Source organism: Sphingomonas sp. 28-62-20 (genome assembly GCF_002281505.1).
The window spans coordinates 1-14,784 of the sequence record NZ_NCGH01000037.1 but is presented as its reverse complement, the minus strand read 5'-3'; the positions used below and the strand labels follow the sequence as shown (position 1 = coordinate 14,784).

General features: G+C 62.9%; 14 protein-coding genes. 7 read left to right on the top strand and 7 right to left on the bottom strand.

Annotated features, from left to right (window positions below; translation table 11 throughout):
• Nucleotides 1–268: 268 nt before the first annotated feature.
• Together hemA and murI are read right to left on the bottom strand one after the other, a co-directional pair.
• Nucleotides 269–1,483: a 5-aminolevulinate synthase gene (hemA, locus tag B7Y43_RS19140; RefSeq protein ID WP_374133278.1), complete on the bottom strand. Its 1,215-nt coding sequence runs from the start codon at nucleotides 1,481–1,483 to the stop codon at nucleotides 269–271.
• Between the two features lie 148 nt (nucleotides 1,484–1,631).
• The gene (gene murI, locus B7Y43_RS19135; protein ID WP_374133277.1) at nucleotides 1,632–2,429 is read right to left on the bottom strand and encodes a glutamate racemase; all 798 of its coding nucleotides are present in this window, start codon (nucleotides 2,427–2,429) and stop codon (nucleotides 1,632–1,634) included.
• An 81-nt stretch (nucleotides 2,430–2,510) separates the two neighbouring features.
• Between murI and plsY the strand changes: the two genes are divergently transcribed.
• Entirely contained in the window at nucleotides 2,511–3,137 is a 627-nt protein-coding gene (plsY, locus tag B7Y43_RS19130) for a glycerol-3-phosphate 1-O-acyltransferase PlsY (protein ID WP_374133276.1), read from the top strand.
• 4 nt (nucleotides 3,138–3,141) lie between these two features.
• Nucleotides 3,142–4,230 carry a DNA-processing protein DprA gene (gene dprA, locus B7Y43_RS19125; protein ID WP_374133275.1) on the top strand — a complete coding sequence of 363 codons (1,089 nt, stop codon included), beginning with the start codon at nucleotides 3,142–3,144 and terminating at the stop codon, nucleotides 4,228–4,230.
• Between the two features lie 9 nt (nucleotides 4,231–4,239).
• Here dprA and B7Y43_RS19120 read toward each other — a convergent pair whose 3' ends face one another.
• Nucleotides 4,240–4,905 (bottom strand): CAP domain-containing protein, encoded by a 666-nt coding sequence (locus B7Y43_RS19120; RefSeq protein WP_374133274.1) that lies wholly within the window; start codon nucleotides 4,903–4,905, stop codon nucleotides 4,240–4,242.
• 184 nt (nucleotides 4,906–5,089) lie between these two features.
• On the opposite strand from B7Y43_RS19120, the gene topA reads away from it, so the two are divergent.
• On the top strand, nucleotides 5,090–7,648 hold the full coding sequence (topA, locus tag B7Y43_RS19115; RefSeq protein WP_374133273.1) for a type I DNA topoisomerase: 2,559 nt from the start codon (nucleotides 5,090–5,092) through the stop codon (nucleotides 7,646–7,648).
• Between the two features lie 128 nt (nucleotides 7,649–7,776).
• Here the strand turns inward: topA and B7Y43_RS19110 are convergent, their stop codons facing one another.
• The 3 genes from B7Y43_RS19110 to panC all read right to left on the bottom strand — a co-directional run bounded on the left by B7Y43_RS19110 (nucleotide 7,777) and on the right by panC (nucleotide 9,504).
• Nucleotides 7,777–8,181, bottom strand: coding sequence for an MAPEG family protein (locus B7Y43_RS19110; RefSeq protein WP_374133272.1), 405 nt, complete (start codon nucleotides 8,179–8,181; stop codon nucleotides 7,777–7,779).
• An 81-nt stretch (nucleotides 8,182–8,262) separates the two neighbouring features.
• The gene (locus B7Y43_RS19105; protein WP_374133271.1) at nucleotides 8,263–8,559 is read right to left on the bottom strand and encodes an SEL1-like repeat protein; all 297 of its coding nucleotides are present in this window, start codon (nucleotides 8,557–8,559) and stop codon (nucleotides 8,263–8,265) included.
• Between the two features lie 78 nt (nucleotides 8,560–8,637).
• Nucleotides 8,638–9,504 (bottom strand): pantoate--beta-alanine ligase, encoded by an 867-nt coding sequence (gene panC, locus B7Y43_RS19100; RefSeq protein ID WP_374133270.1) that lies wholly within the window; start codon nucleotides 9,502–9,504, stop codon nucleotides 8,638–8,640.
• 114 nt (nucleotides 9,505–9,618) lie between these two features.
• Between panC and B7Y43_RS19095 the strand changes: the two genes are divergently transcribed.
• The 3 genes from B7Y43_RS19095 to pgmG all read left to right on the top strand — a co-directional run bounded on the left by B7Y43_RS19095 (nucleotide 9,619) and on the right by pgmG (nucleotide 12,207).
• The gene (locus B7Y43_RS19095; protein WP_374133269.1) at nucleotides 9,619–10,413 is read left to right on the top strand and encodes a division plane positioning ATPase MipZ; all 795 of its coding nucleotides are present in this window, start codon (nucleotides 9,619–9,621) and stop codon (nucleotides 10,411–10,413) included.
• 40 nt (nucleotides 10,414–10,453) lie between these two features.
• Complete coding sequence (locus B7Y43_RS19090) at nucleotides 10,454–10,744, top strand: DnaJ domain-containing protein (RefSeq protein ID WP_374133268.1); 291 nt, start codon at nucleotides 10,454–10,456, stop codon at nucleotides 10,742–10,744.
• Nucleotides 10,745–10,824: 80 nt separating this feature from the next.
• Nucleotides 10,825–12,207 (top strand): phosphomannomutase/phosphoglucomutase, encoded by a 1,383-nt coding sequence (gene pgmG / locus B7Y43_RS19085; protein WP_374133267.1) that lies wholly within the window; start codon nucleotides 10,825–10,827, stop codon nucleotides 12,205–12,207.
• Nucleotides 12,208–12,229: 22 nt separating this feature from the next.
• Here pgmG and B7Y43_RS19080 read toward each other — a convergent pair whose 3' ends face one another.
• Nucleotides 12,230–13,780 carry a phage tail sheath family protein gene (locus B7Y43_RS19080; protein ID WP_374133266.1) on the bottom strand — a complete coding sequence of 517 codons (1,551 nt, stop codon included), beginning with the start codon at nucleotides 13,778–13,780 and terminating at the stop codon, nucleotides 12,230–12,232.
• Nucleotides 13,781–13,933: 153 nt separating this feature from the next.
• Here B7Y43_RS19080 and B7Y43_RS19075 point away from each other — a divergent pair, with 153 nt between their 5' ends.
• Nucleotides 13,934–14,692, top strand: coding sequence for a 3'-5' exonuclease (locus B7Y43_RS19075; protein WP_374133265.1), 759 nt, complete (start codon nucleotides 13,934–13,936; stop codon nucleotides 14,690–14,692).
• Nucleotides 14,693–14,784 lie beyond the last annotated feature (92 nt).

Sequence of the window (14,784 nt, the reverse complement as noted above, 5' to 3'; positions counted from 1 at the left end):
CATCCATGCTGGCCTCCCTACCAGTGGACAGCTTGAATCACAGATCAGCGCGCCTGGGAATCCCCATCGATTCATTCAACTACAGAAAGACTCTAGAGCGTGATGACGTTAGGTCGCTTCAACCTCAGACCCGTTCGTGCTGAGCGAAGTCGAAGCCCCTGCGCTACGCATGCCCTTCGACTTCGCTCAGGGCGAACGGGGTTTGGGGTGGTACAATCCAAAGTCATCAGACTTTAACTACGCCGAATGCTGGTAAAATCGGGAAGCCTCAGGCGGCCATCTTTAGCGCCAACCGTCCCCAAATTTCGACCAGGGCGCTGACCAACGTGCGCATCATCGCGCCGTCATGCGCCGGGCCTGGGGTGAAGCGCAGGCGTTCGGTGCCGCGCGGTACGGTGGGGTAATTGATTGGCTGCACATAGACGCCATATTCGGCGAGCAGGATATCAGCGATCCGCTTCGCCTCGACCGGATCGCCGACCATCAACGGCACGATATGCGTCTCGCCAATCATCACCGGCAGGCCAGCGGCGCGCATCATCGCCTTGAGCTGCGCGGCGGCGGCCTGCTGGGCTTCGCGCTCGATGCTCGATGCCTTCAGGTGGCGGACGCTGGCTAGCGCGCCGGCAACCAGCACCGGCGACAGGCTGGTCGTAAAGATGAAGCCGGGTGCATAGCTGCGAATGACATCGACGATCATGCGATCCGCCGCGATATAGCCGCCCATCACGCCAAACGCCTTGCCGAGCGTACCCTCGATAATCGTCAGCCGATCGGCAACGCCGTCCCGGTCTGAAATCCCCCCGCCGCGCGCACCGTACATGCCAACCGCGTGCACCTCATCGAGATAGGTCATCGCATTATATTTGTCGGCGAGATCACAAATCCCCGCGATCGGGGCGATATCGCCCTCCATCGAATAGACGCTTTCAAAAGCGATCAATTTGGGGGCGGCGGGATCGGATTCAGCCAGCAATTGTTCGAGATGGGCCAGGTCGTTGTGCCGGAATACGCGCTTTTCGCAGCCCGACTGGCGAATGCCCGCGATCATCGATGCATGGTTGAGCGCATCCGAATAAATGATGATGCCCGGCATCAATTTGGCGAGCGTCGACAAGGTTGCTTCGTTGGAGACATAGCCGCTGGTGAACAGCAGTGCTGCTTCCTTGCCGTGGAGATCGGCAAGCTCGGCCTCAAGATCGACATGATAATGGGTGTTGCCGCCGATGTTGCGCGTGCCGCCCGATCCTGCGCCGACATCGTGCAAAGCGGCCTCCATTGCCGCGATCACATCCGGGTGCTGGCCCATGGCGAGATAATCATTCGAACACCATACGGTGATCGGCTTGGGGCCATTATGGCCGGCAAAGCAGCGCGCATTGGGATAGGCCCCCTTGTTGCGCAGAATATCGATGAAGACGCGGTAGCGCCCTTCGCTGTGCAGCCGGTCTATCGCCTGGCTGAACACACGGATGTAATTCACCGTCGGCGCGAACCCGGAACCCGGGCGGCCCTGTGGCTGATCCTGTCGCTGATCCTGTGGCATCGTGGCCGGGCCCCTACGGCGATTGCCGTCGCGATGCCAGTGCAAACGACTCGCAAAGGCGCGGATTGCGGGGTTTGCACCAGCGCTAAAGCGCGGTAATCTGGCCCAAGCCGCGCCTTGCCAGCGCTGGCGCAAGGGCATGCGCGGCGGCGTCGAGCCGGGTAAATATCGCCAATCCCTCGCCCGGCATTGTCGGCCAGGACTGACCCTGGGTCAGAAAGACGATCCGTCGCGCGATGCCGGCGCTGCCATCGACAAAATGGATCGGTCGGCCTGCTGCAGCGGCGAGATCGGCCTCAACCAGCGGGAAATGGGTACAGGCGAGGACGATCGTATCAATCCGGTCGCCGCCAGGCTGATCGAACAGTCCGGCAAGCGCGCGAGCAAAGCGCGCCGGATCGACCGCTTCGCCGCGCAACCGCGCCTCGGCCGCCTCAACCAGATCGGCCGAGCCGAAGCGGATCACCGTACAATCAGCGGCAAAGCGCGCGGCGAGATCATCGACATAGGGCTGGCGCACCGTCGCTTCGGTACCCAGCACGCCGATTGTGCGCGTGATGCTGGAGAGCGCTGCGGGCTTGATCGCGGGCACCGTGCCGACAATCGGGATATCAAGCGCCGCGCGCACCGCCGCCAGCGCAATTGTCGAGGCGGTGTTGCAGGCAATGACCACCAGGCGCGGGTGGTATCGCTCCACCAATCGCCCAAGCAATGCAGGCACGCGCGCGGCGATTTCGGCTTCACTGCGGGTACCATAGGGAAAGCCCGCCGAATCGGCCGCATAGATAACCGGTGCAGTTGGCAACAACAGGCGGGCAGCGGCGAGCACGGAGAGCCCGCCCACCCCGGAATCGAAAAACAACACTGGATGGTCAGCGTCCATTGCCCCGCATAACCGGCGGCGCGCGGTTGGCAAAGCAACAGTGATCGAGATCATTGCGCCAGCAGCAGTCTCGTCTATCTTATGGGGGCGGAGGGGTATGATTTGGCGACCGATTATCTTTGGGCAGCACCGGCCGGTGCAGCGCTGCTTGGCTACCTGCTGGGCTCCATCCCCTTCGGGGTGATCCTGACACGGGCGGCGGGGGCGGGCGATCTGCGCACGATCGGTTCAGGCAATATCGGCGCAACCAATGTGCTCCGCACGGGGCGCAAGGGACTGGCGGCCGCGACCTTAGTGCTCGATGCCGCCAAAGGAGCCGTGGCCGTCCTCCTCACCGAATGGCTGTTCCCGGGGCACGGCGTGGTCGCGGCGGCAGCGGCGTTTCTGGGCCATCTCTATCCGATCTGGCTAGGCTTCAAGGGCGGCAAAGGCGTGGCGACGTTGCTTGGCATCCTGATCGCTTTGTCCTGGCCGAGTGCGATCGTCTATGCGGTGATCTGGCTTGGGTTGCTGGCGGCGCTGCGGATTTCATCGTTGGCCGGGATGCTGGCGGCGACCAGCGCGCCGGTGAGCGCCGCCTATTTTGGCCGATTCGATCTTGTCCTGCTGCTGCTCGCGCTAGCGCTGCTGGTGGTGTGGAAGCATCGCGAGAATATCGATCGCTTGATCAGCGGCACCGAACCCCGGATCGGCCGGAAAAAAGCCTAACCAAATGGCCGCCGATCGCCTTCGGCTGATCAGATCGGCCAATATCGGCCCGGTAAGCTATGCCCAGTTGCTGGCGCGGTTCGGCACCGCGACTGCAGCAATCGACGCGATCCCGATGCTCGCCGCGCGCGGCGGCGGACGTGCGCCGGTGCTCGCGGACCCGCGCCTGATCGACCGCGAAATGGCGACGGTCGCGCGGCTCGGTGGGCAGTATCTGTTCAGCGATGATCCCGATTATCCGCCGTTGCTGGCGGCGCTGGAAAATGCACCACCGGCCCTGATTTTACGCGGCGACCGGACGCTGCTTAGCCGACCAGGAATCGCCATGGTCGGCGCGCGTAACGCATCGGCCGCAGCCTGCCGCTTTGCCCGTCAGCTTGGCCATGATCTGGCCAATGAAGGCATGGTGGTCGTCTCTGGGCTGGCGCGCGGGATCGACACCGCAGCGCATGTCGGCGCGCTTGGCGGGCAAACGGGGGATGGCGGCACGATCGCGGTGGTGGCGACGGGCATCGACATCGCCTTTCCGCCGGAAAATGCCGAATTGCAGGAACGGATCGCAAGCGAGGCGCTGCTGATCGCCGAGCAACCACCAGGCACCGAACCCCGCGCGCGCCACTTCCCCTATCGCAACCGGATCATCGCCGGGCTAGCGATGGGGACCGTCGTCGTCGAGGCAGCGCCCAAATCAGGATCGCTGATCACCGCGCGGCTGGCAGCAGAGGCGGGCCGCGAGGTCATGGCCGTTCCTGGCAGCCCGCTCGATCCGCGCGCGCAAGGGTGCAACCAGTTGATCCGCGACGGCGCGACATTGGTGCAAAATGTCGCTGACATTCTGGAGCAGGTCCGCCCGATCGATCCGCGCATGGTGCGAATGCCCACCAGCCCCTTTGGCGGGGCACCGCCCGAGGATGCCAGCGATGCAGAACGGCGGGCGATTACGGCATTGCTGGGGGCGGTCGCCGTGCCAGTCGACGAGCTGATCCGGCAATCCGGCGCAGCCCCGGCGATTGTACAAACCGTGCTGCTGGAAATGGAGCTGGCGGGGCGGCTTGAGCGGCATGCTGGTGGCCGCGTGAGCCTTACCGGGTAGCGGACTTGCTTACTGCCCGTCGCTCAATGCCGCCATCTGCGGGGGCGATCCCGGCAGTTTCGGGCTCCCATCGGGGGTCGCGGCAAGATCAATCACACACATCGCGCCATAGCGGGCATGTGCGCCGCATTCGACCCCGGCAAACTGATACTGCAGGGAGAAAACCAGCGACCGGTGACCGCGCCGCGCGACGCCATCATCGACGATCAGCTGGCGGACGACGCTGCGCGGATCGGGCGGGCCATAGGAAATCACTTCGCCAACATAGATGTTGCCACCGTGTAACCGCATTCTTGCGCTGGGATCGAGCCCCGTCAGCGTCAGGTGGCCGACGCGCGTGCTGGTGGCTTGATCCGCCACCAGCGCCCCGGCCCCCCGCGCCAGCACCGGCGACCCCGCAAGCGGCCCAAGCGCGGGTTGCCGATCGAGAAAGGCGATCGCGTCATCCACGGCAGCAATGCCCTCGCGCGTCATGATGCCGTCGGGGCTTTCGGGGGAATAGACGACCAGACCGTCAAATCCGTCGCGATAGGTGCGAAGTTCGTCAGCATAGCCTTGCGGATCGGCGCGCGCCCGGTTGAGCTCGGTCAGCACTTGCTCGGTCAAGCCGGGGTCGGCGCCAATATCGGCCGGCGCCAAGGCGAGCACGGCTGCAATCATCGTCTCGACCAGCATCGAACGCCCCCGCTACACCTAACTCCAAGCGAGATAAGGCTGGGCCCCGCACCTTAACAATCCGTAAATCTACCGGTATCGCGATTGTCAGGGGGCACCCCCCACGTCTATCTGGCAACCGCTTGACGAACCGCCCGCCGGATCGCCACCCTCGCGCGTACACGTAAGGACGCTTGAAACCCGCATGCAGCTTGTCATCGTCGAATCGCCCGCCAAGGCGAAGACCATCGAGAAATATCTGGGCAGCGATTACCGCGTGCTCGCCAGCTATGGCCATGTCCGCGATCTGCCCGCGAAGGACGGATCGGTCGATCCCGACCATGATTTCGCGATGGAATGGGAAAATTACGCTGACAAGGCCAAGCAATTAAAGGCGATCACCGATCTCGCCAAAACCGCCGACCGCCTGATCCTCGCGACCGACCCTGACCGTGAGGGCGAGGCGATTTCGTGGCATGTCCAGGAAGTGCTGCGCGCCAAGAAGGCGCTGCCCAAGGACGTTCAGCGCGTGACCTTCAACGCGATCACCAAGGCGACGGTGACTGAGGCGATGAAGCACCCGCGTGAGCTCGATACTGATTTGATCGATGCCTATCGCGCCCGCCGCGCGCTCGATTATCTGGTCGGTTTCACGCTTTCCCCCGTGTTGTGGCGCAAGTTGCCGGGGGCGAAATCGGCAGGGCGGGTGCAATCCGTGGCACTTCGGCTGATCGTCGAACGCGAGCGCGAGATCGATGTGTTCCGCCCGCAGGAATATTGGTCGGTCACCGCCGATATGGAGCATGACGGCACGCCCTTCACCACGCGGCTGACCAAATGGCGCGGCGAAAAAATCGATCGCCTCACGATCGGCAAGGAAGGCGACGCGCTCGCCGCCAAAGCCGATGTCGAGGCGAGCCGCTTTGCCGTCGCCAGTGTCGAGACCAAGCCCGCGACGCGCAACCCGCCACCGCCCTTCACTACCTCAACGCTGCAGCAAGAGGCGGCGCGCAAGCTTGGGTTTTCGGCCGATCACACGATGCGGATCGCGCAAAATCTCTACGAGGACGGCGCGATTACCTATATGCGCACCGATGGCGTGCAGATGGACGGGAGTGCGATTTCGGCGGCAAGGCTCGCCGTCGCCAACCGCTATGATGCGAGCTATGTCCCCGACAAGCCGCGCCAATATCAAACCAAGGCGAAGAACGCGCAGGAAGCCCATGAGGCAATCCGACCGACCGATTTCGGCAAGGATCGCTCAGGCTCGGGCGACCATGCCCGGCTCTATGAGCTGATCTGGAAGCGCGCCCTCGCCAGCCAGATGGCGTCCGCTCGGATGGAACGCACCACGATCGAGCTCGTCGATGGCAGCGGCCAGCACGGGCTGCGGGCAACCGGCCAGGTCGTGCTCTTCCCCGGCTATCTGGCGCTGTACGAAGAAGGCAGTGACGACACCGCCGACGAGGAAGCCCGCCGCCTGCCGCGGATGCGCGAAGGGGATGCGCCCGCCAAGAAATCGGTCAATGCCGAGCAGCATTTCACTCAACCGCCGCCACGCTTTTCCGAGGCATCTTTGGTCAAGCGGCTGGAAGAACTCGGCATCGGGCGCCCCTCGACCTATGCCTCGATCATCAAGACGCTGAAAGACCGCGCCTATGTGCGCGTCGAGAAGAACCGCTTCTTTGCCGAGGAGAGCGGGCGGCTGGTAACGGCGTTTCTCGAGCGCTTCTTCGAGAAATATGTGGGGTATGATTTCACCGCCGGGCTTGAGGATGAGCTCGACGAGGTCTCGGGCGGCCGCGCGCAGTGGCAGGCGGTGCTCGATGCCTTCTGGAAGGACTTCAAGCCACGCACGACCGAGGTGATGGACTTCAAGCCATCGGAGGTGACAGCCGAGCTCGACACCTTCCTCGAACCCTATCTGTTTCCGGTGAAGGAAGACGGGTCGGACCCGCGCTTGTGTCCCAACTGCCAGGTCGGGCGGCTGGCGCTGCGCGGCGGGAAATTCGGGGCGTTCGTTGCCTGCTCCAACTATCCCGAATGCAAATATACCCGCCGCTTCGCGCAGCCGGGTGGTGGCGAGGGCGACGACACCGGGCCCGAAGTGCTCGGCACCGATCCCGAAACGGGGCTTGAGGTATCGAAGCGATCGGGCCGGTTCGGTCCCTATGTCCAGCTCGGCGACGGCAAGGAAGCCAAGCGCGGGTCGATCCCCAAGGATCTGCCGGGCGAACTCGATCTCGAATGGGCGCTCAAGTTGCTCAGCCTGCCGCGCACCATCGGCCTGCACCCGGAAACGGGCGAGCCGATCACTGCGTCGATCGGGCGCTATGGCCCCTATCTGGCGCATAACGGCAAATATGGGCGGCTGACCTCAACCGCTGACGTGTTCGAAACCGGCATGAACGCCGCCGTGGTGAAACTCGCCGAAGCGGCAGCCGGTGGCGGACGGCCGCAACGCGGCGCTCAAGCACCGTTGAAGGTGCTTGGCGCGCATCCCCGCACCGAGCTGGAGATCAAGCTGATGGAGGGCCGCTTTGGTCCCTATGTCACTGACGGCACCACCAACGCGACGATCCCCAAGACCATCGACAAGGACGCGCTGACACTGGAGGAGGCTGCCCAGCTGATCGATGCGCGCGCCGCAGCGGCGCCGGCGAAAAAGGGCAAGAAACCAGTGAAGAAAGCGGCGGCGAAAAAGGCGCCCGCCAAGAAAGCGCCTGCCAAGAAGGTGGCGAAGAAGGCTGCGGCAAAGGGTTGAGGTTAGCTAAGCCTCTCCCCTTTAGGGAAGGGGCTTAGGAATGCCGCCACGGTGCCGCCACGCTGTCCGTGTCTCGCCCCGGCAGGGTGCGAAGCGCCGCGCGCATCCGGACGGGGCCTTGGCGTGGGTCAGCTCACTATCGGCCCGAGCACCGTCACCGCCAGCCACCCCGCCATCCCCAGCAGGATCAGCAACGTCCCGACGATGCCGATCGATCGTGCCGGTCCCGGCGGCCCTGGCGGGTTGAACAGGCCGATCGCGTTCAGCCCGCGGGTGACGACAAAGCCCGCCGCCAGCCCCGCCAAAATCATGAAGTCGACACCACTCGCTTCCAGCAGGCCGATCAGGGTGATGCCAATCGGCATATATTCGGAAAGATTGCCATGCGCCCGGATCGAGGAGGTCAGATCCTGATGCCCGTGGTCGCCAAAGGCAGCGCTATATTTCATCCGCAGACGGATGGTGTTGAGCGCGAGCATGACCAGCATCACGGCAAGGGCCGACGCCGTCAGTGCTGTTATGATCAAATGCATGGTCGTTCCCCGCTATGTCGGGAACGGAACTAGCTGCATTGAGCCCCCCGGTAAATCAGGGCAGCAAATCAACCGCAAGATTCAGGCAGCGCGTCGGCTGGTTGCCTGCAGGAAAGCGCGCGCGGCGCGTTGCGCCTCGGCGATTTCACGTGCGGTCATGTCTTCAGCAATATCAGCGCGGCATTGTTGCGCTGCCTCACTGCCGCTAACCGCTGCCAGATTAAACCATTTATGCGCTTCGATCAGGTCGATGCCGACCCCGGCTGCGCCGGTCGAATAGATGATGCCCAGATCATAACAGGCGTTGAAATCACCCCGCGCCGCATCGGCGATCCGGCTTTCGATCAGGAACGTTGCGCTCTTCAGGCTGTTGCCCATCTTCGCCACCCCTTTGTTGCCCCATTTGGCGTCACGGGTTTTGGGCGAACTATGGTCAACAAACCGTTAACGTCGAAATTATCCCTCGGTTGGCGCTACCGCCACATTATCAATCAGCCGCGTCCCGGCGATCGTCGCGGCTGCAAGCAGCCGGCGCGGGCGCATTGCATCGGGCGAGGGTTCAAGGGTTTCGGCATCCACCAGCGCGACATAATCAACCGTATCGAAACCGCCGGCGATCAGCGCATCCTTGGCCACGGCCAGCGCGCCGGCAGGATCGCCCCCCTTGCCAATCACGCGCACCGCCTCGCCCAGCGCACGGGGCAGCGCAATTGCCCGGGCGCGATCTTCTGGCGCGAGATAGATGTTGCGGGAGGAGAGCGCGAGCCCGTCATCCTCGCGCTGCGTGGGCACGCCGACAATCTCGATCGCCAAATCAAGATCAGCCACCAGCCGCCTGATCACCGCGAGCTGCTGAAAATCCTTTTCGCCGAACAGCGCAACATCAGGGCGAACCTGGTTGAACAATTTGGTCACGACCGTGGCAACACCATCGAAATGGCCGGGGCGTGCGGCCCCATCCAGCCCGTCGCTCACCCCCGCCACCGTGATCGTGGTCGCAAAGCCAGCCGGATAGATTTCCTCAACCCCTGGCATCCACAAAATCGCGCAGCCTGCCTCCGCCAGCATCCGCGAATCCTGAACTTCACGGCGCGGATAGCGGCCAAGATCCTCATTGGGGGCAAACTGACGCGGGTTGACGAAGATCGAGGCAACGACAATGTCCGCCACGCGCTTTGCTGCTTCAATCAGCGCGATATGCCCGGCATGCAGCGCGCCCATGGTTGGCACCAGCGCAATCCGCACGCTCGATTCGCCCCCCGCCTGAAGGCGCAGGGCGGCAATCGTCTCACGCAGGGACTGAAGCTGACGGATGGTTTGCACGTGAGGGTGGCCTTCGATATGGACGGGGCGGGCCTTCTATGGGCGCCGCCAGACATGATCAACACAGCAAATCAGTTAACAGACCCAATTCACCTAGCAAGGGATGCCAGCGCGTTGTCCACCGGTCCGGGAAAGTGCCATGTCATCGTGTTCGCCAATGAAAAGGGGGGCACGGGCAAATCGACGACAGCGGTGCATGTCGCCATCGCGCTCGCTGGGCGGGGGGCGCGCGTTGCGGCCTATGATCTGGATCATCGCCAGCGCACGATGGGCCGTTATTTCGACAACCGCGCCGATACGATCAAACGGATTGGCCGCGACCTGCCCATGCCGCGCTATCTGACGCATGACGGCGACAGCTTGCCGCGCTTTACCGAACAGCTCGATGAACTAACCACTGATGTCGATTTCCTGGTGATCGACACGCCCGGGCGCGACGATCGCTTTGCCCGGATGGCGGCGCAGCGCGCCGACACGCTGGTGACGCCGATGAACGACAGTTTTGTCGATTTCGATCTGATCGGTCAGGTTGATCCGATTACCTACAAGGTCACGCGGCCCAGCTTTTATGCCGAACTCATCTGGGAAGCGCGCAAGGCCCGCGCAAAGGCCGATGGCTCCACGATTGACTGGGTCGTCCTGCGCAACCGGCTGCAGCATATTGAAGCCCGCAACATGCGGCGCGTATCCGAAGCGCTGGATCAGCTGTCCAAGCGCGTTGGCTTTCGGATCATTCCGGGGCTGGGCGAGCGCGTCATCTATCGTGAGCTGTTCCCCAAGGGGCTGACAATGATCGATTCGCGCGATTTTGGCGAAATGGGGCTGGCCCATGTCGCTGCGCGCCAGGAAATGCGCGAGATGATGGGGGCTTTGGCACTCCCAGAGCCTGCCATGCCGCTATTCGCTTGACCGATGTTCGCTTGATCCAGCGCGCGATTCCCGTCCCGGCATGATCCTGAAGCTGCTCATCGGTATTGCGGTCGTCTATGCGGGATGGCTGATGTGGCGCGGCCCCGGCCAGCCGATCCGCCGGATGCCGGTGGCGGACACCAATGCCGATGCCGAATTGGCAGCAGCGCGCGCTTTATTGGGGGTCGATGCATCTGCTGATGAAGGCGAAATCCGTGCCGCCTATCGCCGTATTGCCGCGGCTGTCCATCCCGATCGTGGCGGTTCTGTCGAACTCGCCCGACGCGTAAATGCCGCGCGCGATTTACTGATCAAGCGCGGACCCGATTAAGCCCATTGCTCGTTCCTGTTTTGCACGTCCCTCTTCATTGACCGCCCGCTAATTTTGATCATCCAGGAGCCTTAAATCCGATGTCGCACCAGTTCGATCGCACATCGCTTCGCGAATATGACATTCGCGGGATCGTCGGCAAAACGCTCGGGGAAGCCGATGCCAAGGCAATTGGCCGGGGTTTTGCCACCCGGGTTCGGCGCGTGGGCGGGACCAGGGTCGCGGTTGGTTATGATGGCCGGCATAGCTCGCCCGTGCTTGAAGCAGCGCTGATCGCCGGTCTTACGGAAAGCGGTGTCGATGTCGTCCGCATCGGCATGGGGCCAACGCCAATGCTTTATTACGCCGAGGCGACTTTAGAAGTGGATGGCGGCATCCAGATAACCGGCAGCCATAATCCCGCCGAATATAATGGCTTCAAGATGGTGCTGCAGCACGCGCCGTTCTTTGGCGCGGACATTCAGGACCTCGCCCGGCTTGCTGCCGAAGGGGATTGGGAAAGCGGTGCGGGCACCGTCAGCCAGGCCGATATCATCGATGATTATGTTGGGCGGCTGATGGCGGGCTATGGCGGCGGCGCTTATCGGATCGGCTGGGATTGCGGCAATGGCGCATCGGGTCCGGTGATTGAGAAGCTCACCAAGCTGCTCCCGGGTGAGCATCATCTGCTGTTCACGGAAGTCGACGGCAATTTTCCCAACCATCATCCTGATCCTACCGAGGAAAAAAATCTTGCCGATCTCAAGCGACTGGTCGCGGACAAAAAGCTCGATTTCGGTTTGGCTTTTGACGGCGACGGCGACCGAATCGGTGCAATCGACGGCGAAGGCCGGGTAATCTGGGGCGATCAAATTCTATCCATTTTGGCTGTACCTGTGCTGAAAGAGTTGCCGGGCGCAACAATTATTGCCGATGTAAAGGCCAGCCAGATGCTGTTTGATCGCATCCGCGAGCTGGGCGGTGAGCCGCTAATGTGGAAAACCGGCCATTCGCTGATCAAGACCAAGATGAAGGAAACCCATGCCCCGCTGGCAGGCGAAATGAGCGGGCACATCTTCTTCGCGCATGATTTCTATGGCTTTGACGATGCCCAATATGCCGCCGTCCGGCTGATCCGCGCCGTCCATATGATCGGCAAGTCGATGACCGAGATCAGGGGCGCGATGCCCGCCTTCGTCAACACCCCTGAAATGCGCTTTCAGGTCGATGAGGCCCGCAAATTTGCGGTGGTGGACGAGGTGCTCGACCGGCTTGAAGCCGAGGGTGCCGACGTCAACCGCACCGATGGCGCGCGCGTGACGACGCCCGATGGCTGGTGGCTGCTGCGTGCATCGAACACGCAGGACGTGCTGGTCGCGCGTGCCGAAGCGAGGGACCAGGCCGGGCTTGATCGGCTGTTGGCGATGATCGATGCGCAACTCGCGGCGAGCGGCCTGGTGCGCGGCGAGCAGGCGGCGCACTGATCCACCGCCGGAGGAAGCGCAGTCAGCCGCCCATCTGCTGGCGGAACGTCAGCGCGATGAACTCGGCGGGATGGATAATCTGCACGGTGACGGCCACCATCATGTAGCCGTCCAGAATATTCAGCGCCGTCATCGTCGACCCAAGCCCGCAACTCACCGAGAAGGCGTCGCTGGCCTTATCCCCCATCAGCCCGCCCTGCTGCCACAGCCCAGTCAGAAAGGCCTCGATCGACGAGGTGACCGTAGCCCAGGTCGTCGCATCGTTGGCAGCAAAGACATAACCGCGCAGCGCCTGTTTGATCGACTGTTCGATATAGATGAGCGTCCGGCGGACTTGGATATAGCGGTAATCAAGGCTGTTGCCGTCGAACGTCCGGGCTCCCCACACCACGGTACCGCGCCCAGGTTGCGACCGAATGATGTCGATCGCCTGGCCGTTGAGCGGCAGGTTGAAGCTCGCCTGTTCGATGTCGTTCATGACATAAAGCGGTGCGCTGACCGCGGAAACCGCGATATTGGCCGGCGCGTTCCACACCCCGTTTTGCGCGTCGCTCTTGGCCCAAATCCCCGCCAACGCGCCGCTCGGCGCCGCAATGTTCAACAGCTGCGCCGCTTGCTGCTTGATCGCCTGGTACAATGGCAGCGCGGCCATCAGCATCGTGTCGATCGCGGCGGCCGGCTGCGCAGTGGTGCTGGCCCCGGCCGTTGTCGGCGTCGGGAAAAGCGTGGCGATCGCCGTCTGGATCGCCGCGAGCTTTGTCGGAATTGCACCGTAGAACGCGACCGCCTCTGCGTTCATCAGCGTGCTGATTGCACTATTGTCACCATCAGCGGCGACAAAATCACTATAGGGCACATCGCTCGCGCTGACGATCGTGGTGACCAGCGCCGGGGCATAGGCCACAGCATAGCTCGCGCTGGAGATCGCCGGAGCGGTCGCATCCCACAATTGCTGCTGTGCTTTTTGCAGCGCGGCCAGGCTATCCGCGCCGCGGCATCCCGGCAGGTCGAGGATGGCGATCCGGTCCTGCAGCGTTCCTGCCTGCTCCAGCATCGCCTGGACGACCTTCGCATAGCTGCCGTCACTCACCGACAGCTGGCACGCCTCGGGGATGACAATCATCGTCGGCCCGACTGCATACCCACCGGCGGCTAGTCCGGCCAGCAAGTCGCTCGCGGCAATCGCCGGTGCCCCATAACCGCCGCATGAAACGACATAGCAAGCGCCGCCGCCATTGGCGAAGAACAGCCGCATCTGCCAGTATAAGTCGAACCGCGTCGCGGCATCACTCACGCTCACCACACAGCCCGCTGCGGTCGTCGCCGGGGCGACCGTAAAGGCGGTCGGGGCGGCGCCCCCGAAAAAGCTCTGATAATCAGCCATCGACGAAATCGGCACAGAGACATTGTGCAGAGATGCGTTGTTGGCGGGGTCGATCGCGATCTCGGTATAGCCGATGAAGATCGGCACTGCGGTTGTCACGCCGACGACCGATGTCCCGAACGCATCAATCTCGGTGATGTAAACGCCCGGAGTCTTGCGATTGAGATAGGTGCTCGTGCTGGTGGCCATTGGCTGCTCCCCGGCTGGCATGTGCTGCGCGATGCTGGTTCAAGCAGGCTAACCCCTCTGCGACAATCGCTTTTTTTCGCGATGCGACTCCCATCGGGTCGCCGATGCGCGAAACGCTGGCATTTTTCCTTTCAAACCGCCACTTGTCCCATCATGCCCCCTCCACCCCAGATCATCCGCGTCATCGACCTTGAAACCACCGGCCAGGCACCGCCGCTGCACGGCGTGTGCGAGATTGGCTGGCAGGATGTGGCACTCGGGGGCGATGGCCAATGGGCGCTGATGGGGGAAGGCGGCAGCTTTCTGGTCAATCCCGGTCGCGCGATTCCGCCGATTACGCAGGCGATTCACCATATCCTGGATGAGGAGGTGGCGGACGCGCCCAGCTGGAATGATTGCGCGCGGCCGATCCTTGATCCCTATCCCCGCCGCCTGGCGCTCGCCGCACACCGCGCCGATTTCGAGATGAAATTCTGTTCGGCGGCGATGACGCGCAGCGCCGATTGGATTTGCACCTGGAAATGCGCGCTGCGGCTTTGGCCGGAGAGTCCGAGCTTTTCCAATCAAGTGCTGCGCTATTGGCGGCGGCCGGAAGGTATCGACCAAGAACGCGGCCTGCCCGCCCACCGCGCCTTTCCTGACGCCTATGTCACGGCATTTCACCTGCGCGACATGCTCAACATCGCCAGCGTGGCGCAGTTAATCGAATGGTCGAGCTTGCCCGGCCTGTTGCCGCGCGTGCGCAATGGCCCGGATCGCGGCAAGGACTGGCGCGAGCTTGAAGAGGATGTGCTGGCGACCTTCGCCGCCGATCGCGATCCCGATGTGCGCTACACCGCCGAACAGGAACAGGCCAGGCGACGCGGCGGCGGCGAGATTGGACGGCAGAGCCTGCAACGCGCGTTGCTCTAGAGTCTTTCTGTAGTTGAATGAATCGATGGGGATTCCCAGGCGCGCTGATCTGTGATTCAAGCTGTCCACTGGTAGGGAGGCCAGCATGGATG

Coding starts and splice junctions, on each gene's coding strand:
- murI (WP_374133277.1), bottom strand. CDS start 2,429: ATGGACGCTGACCATCCAGTGTTGTTTTTCGATTCCGGGGTGGGCGGG.
- plsY (WP_374133276.1), top strand. CDS start 2,511: ATGGGGGCGGAGGGGTATGATTTGGCGACCGATTATCTTTGGGCAGCA.
- dprA (WP_374133275.1), top strand. CDS start 3,142: ATGGCCGCCGATCGCCTTCGGCTGATCAGATCGGCCAATATCGGCCCG.
- B7Y43_RS19120 (WP_374133274.1), bottom strand. CDS start 4,905: ATGCTGGTCGAGACGATGATTGCAGCCGTGCTCGCCTTGGCGCCGGCC.
- topA (WP_374133273.1), top strand. CDS start 5,090: ATGCAGCTTGTCATCGTCGAATCGCCCGCCAAGGCGAAGACCATCGAG.
- B7Y43_RS19110 (WP_374133272.1), bottom strand. CDS start 8,181: ATGCATTTGATCATAACAGCACTGACGGCGTCGGCCCTTGCCGTGATG.
- B7Y43_RS19105 (WP_374133271.1), bottom strand. CDS start 8,559: ATGGGCAACAGCCTGAAGAGCGCAACGTTCCTGATCGAAAGCCGGATC.
- B7Y43_RS19090 (WP_374133268.1), top strand. CDS start 10,454: ATGATCCTGAAGCTGCTCATCGGTATTGCGGTCGTCTATGCGGGATGG.
- pgmG (WP_374133267.1), top strand. CDS start 10,825: ATGTCGCACCAGTTCGATCGCACATCGCTTCGCGAATATGACATTCGC.
- B7Y43_RS19080 (WP_374133266.1), bottom strand. CDS start 13,780: ATGGCCACCAGCACGAGCACCTATCTCAATCGCAAGACTCCGGGCGTT.
- B7Y43_RS19075 (WP_374133265.1), top strand. CDS start 13,934: ATGCCCCCTCCACCCCAGATCATCCGCGTCATCGACCTTGAAACCACC.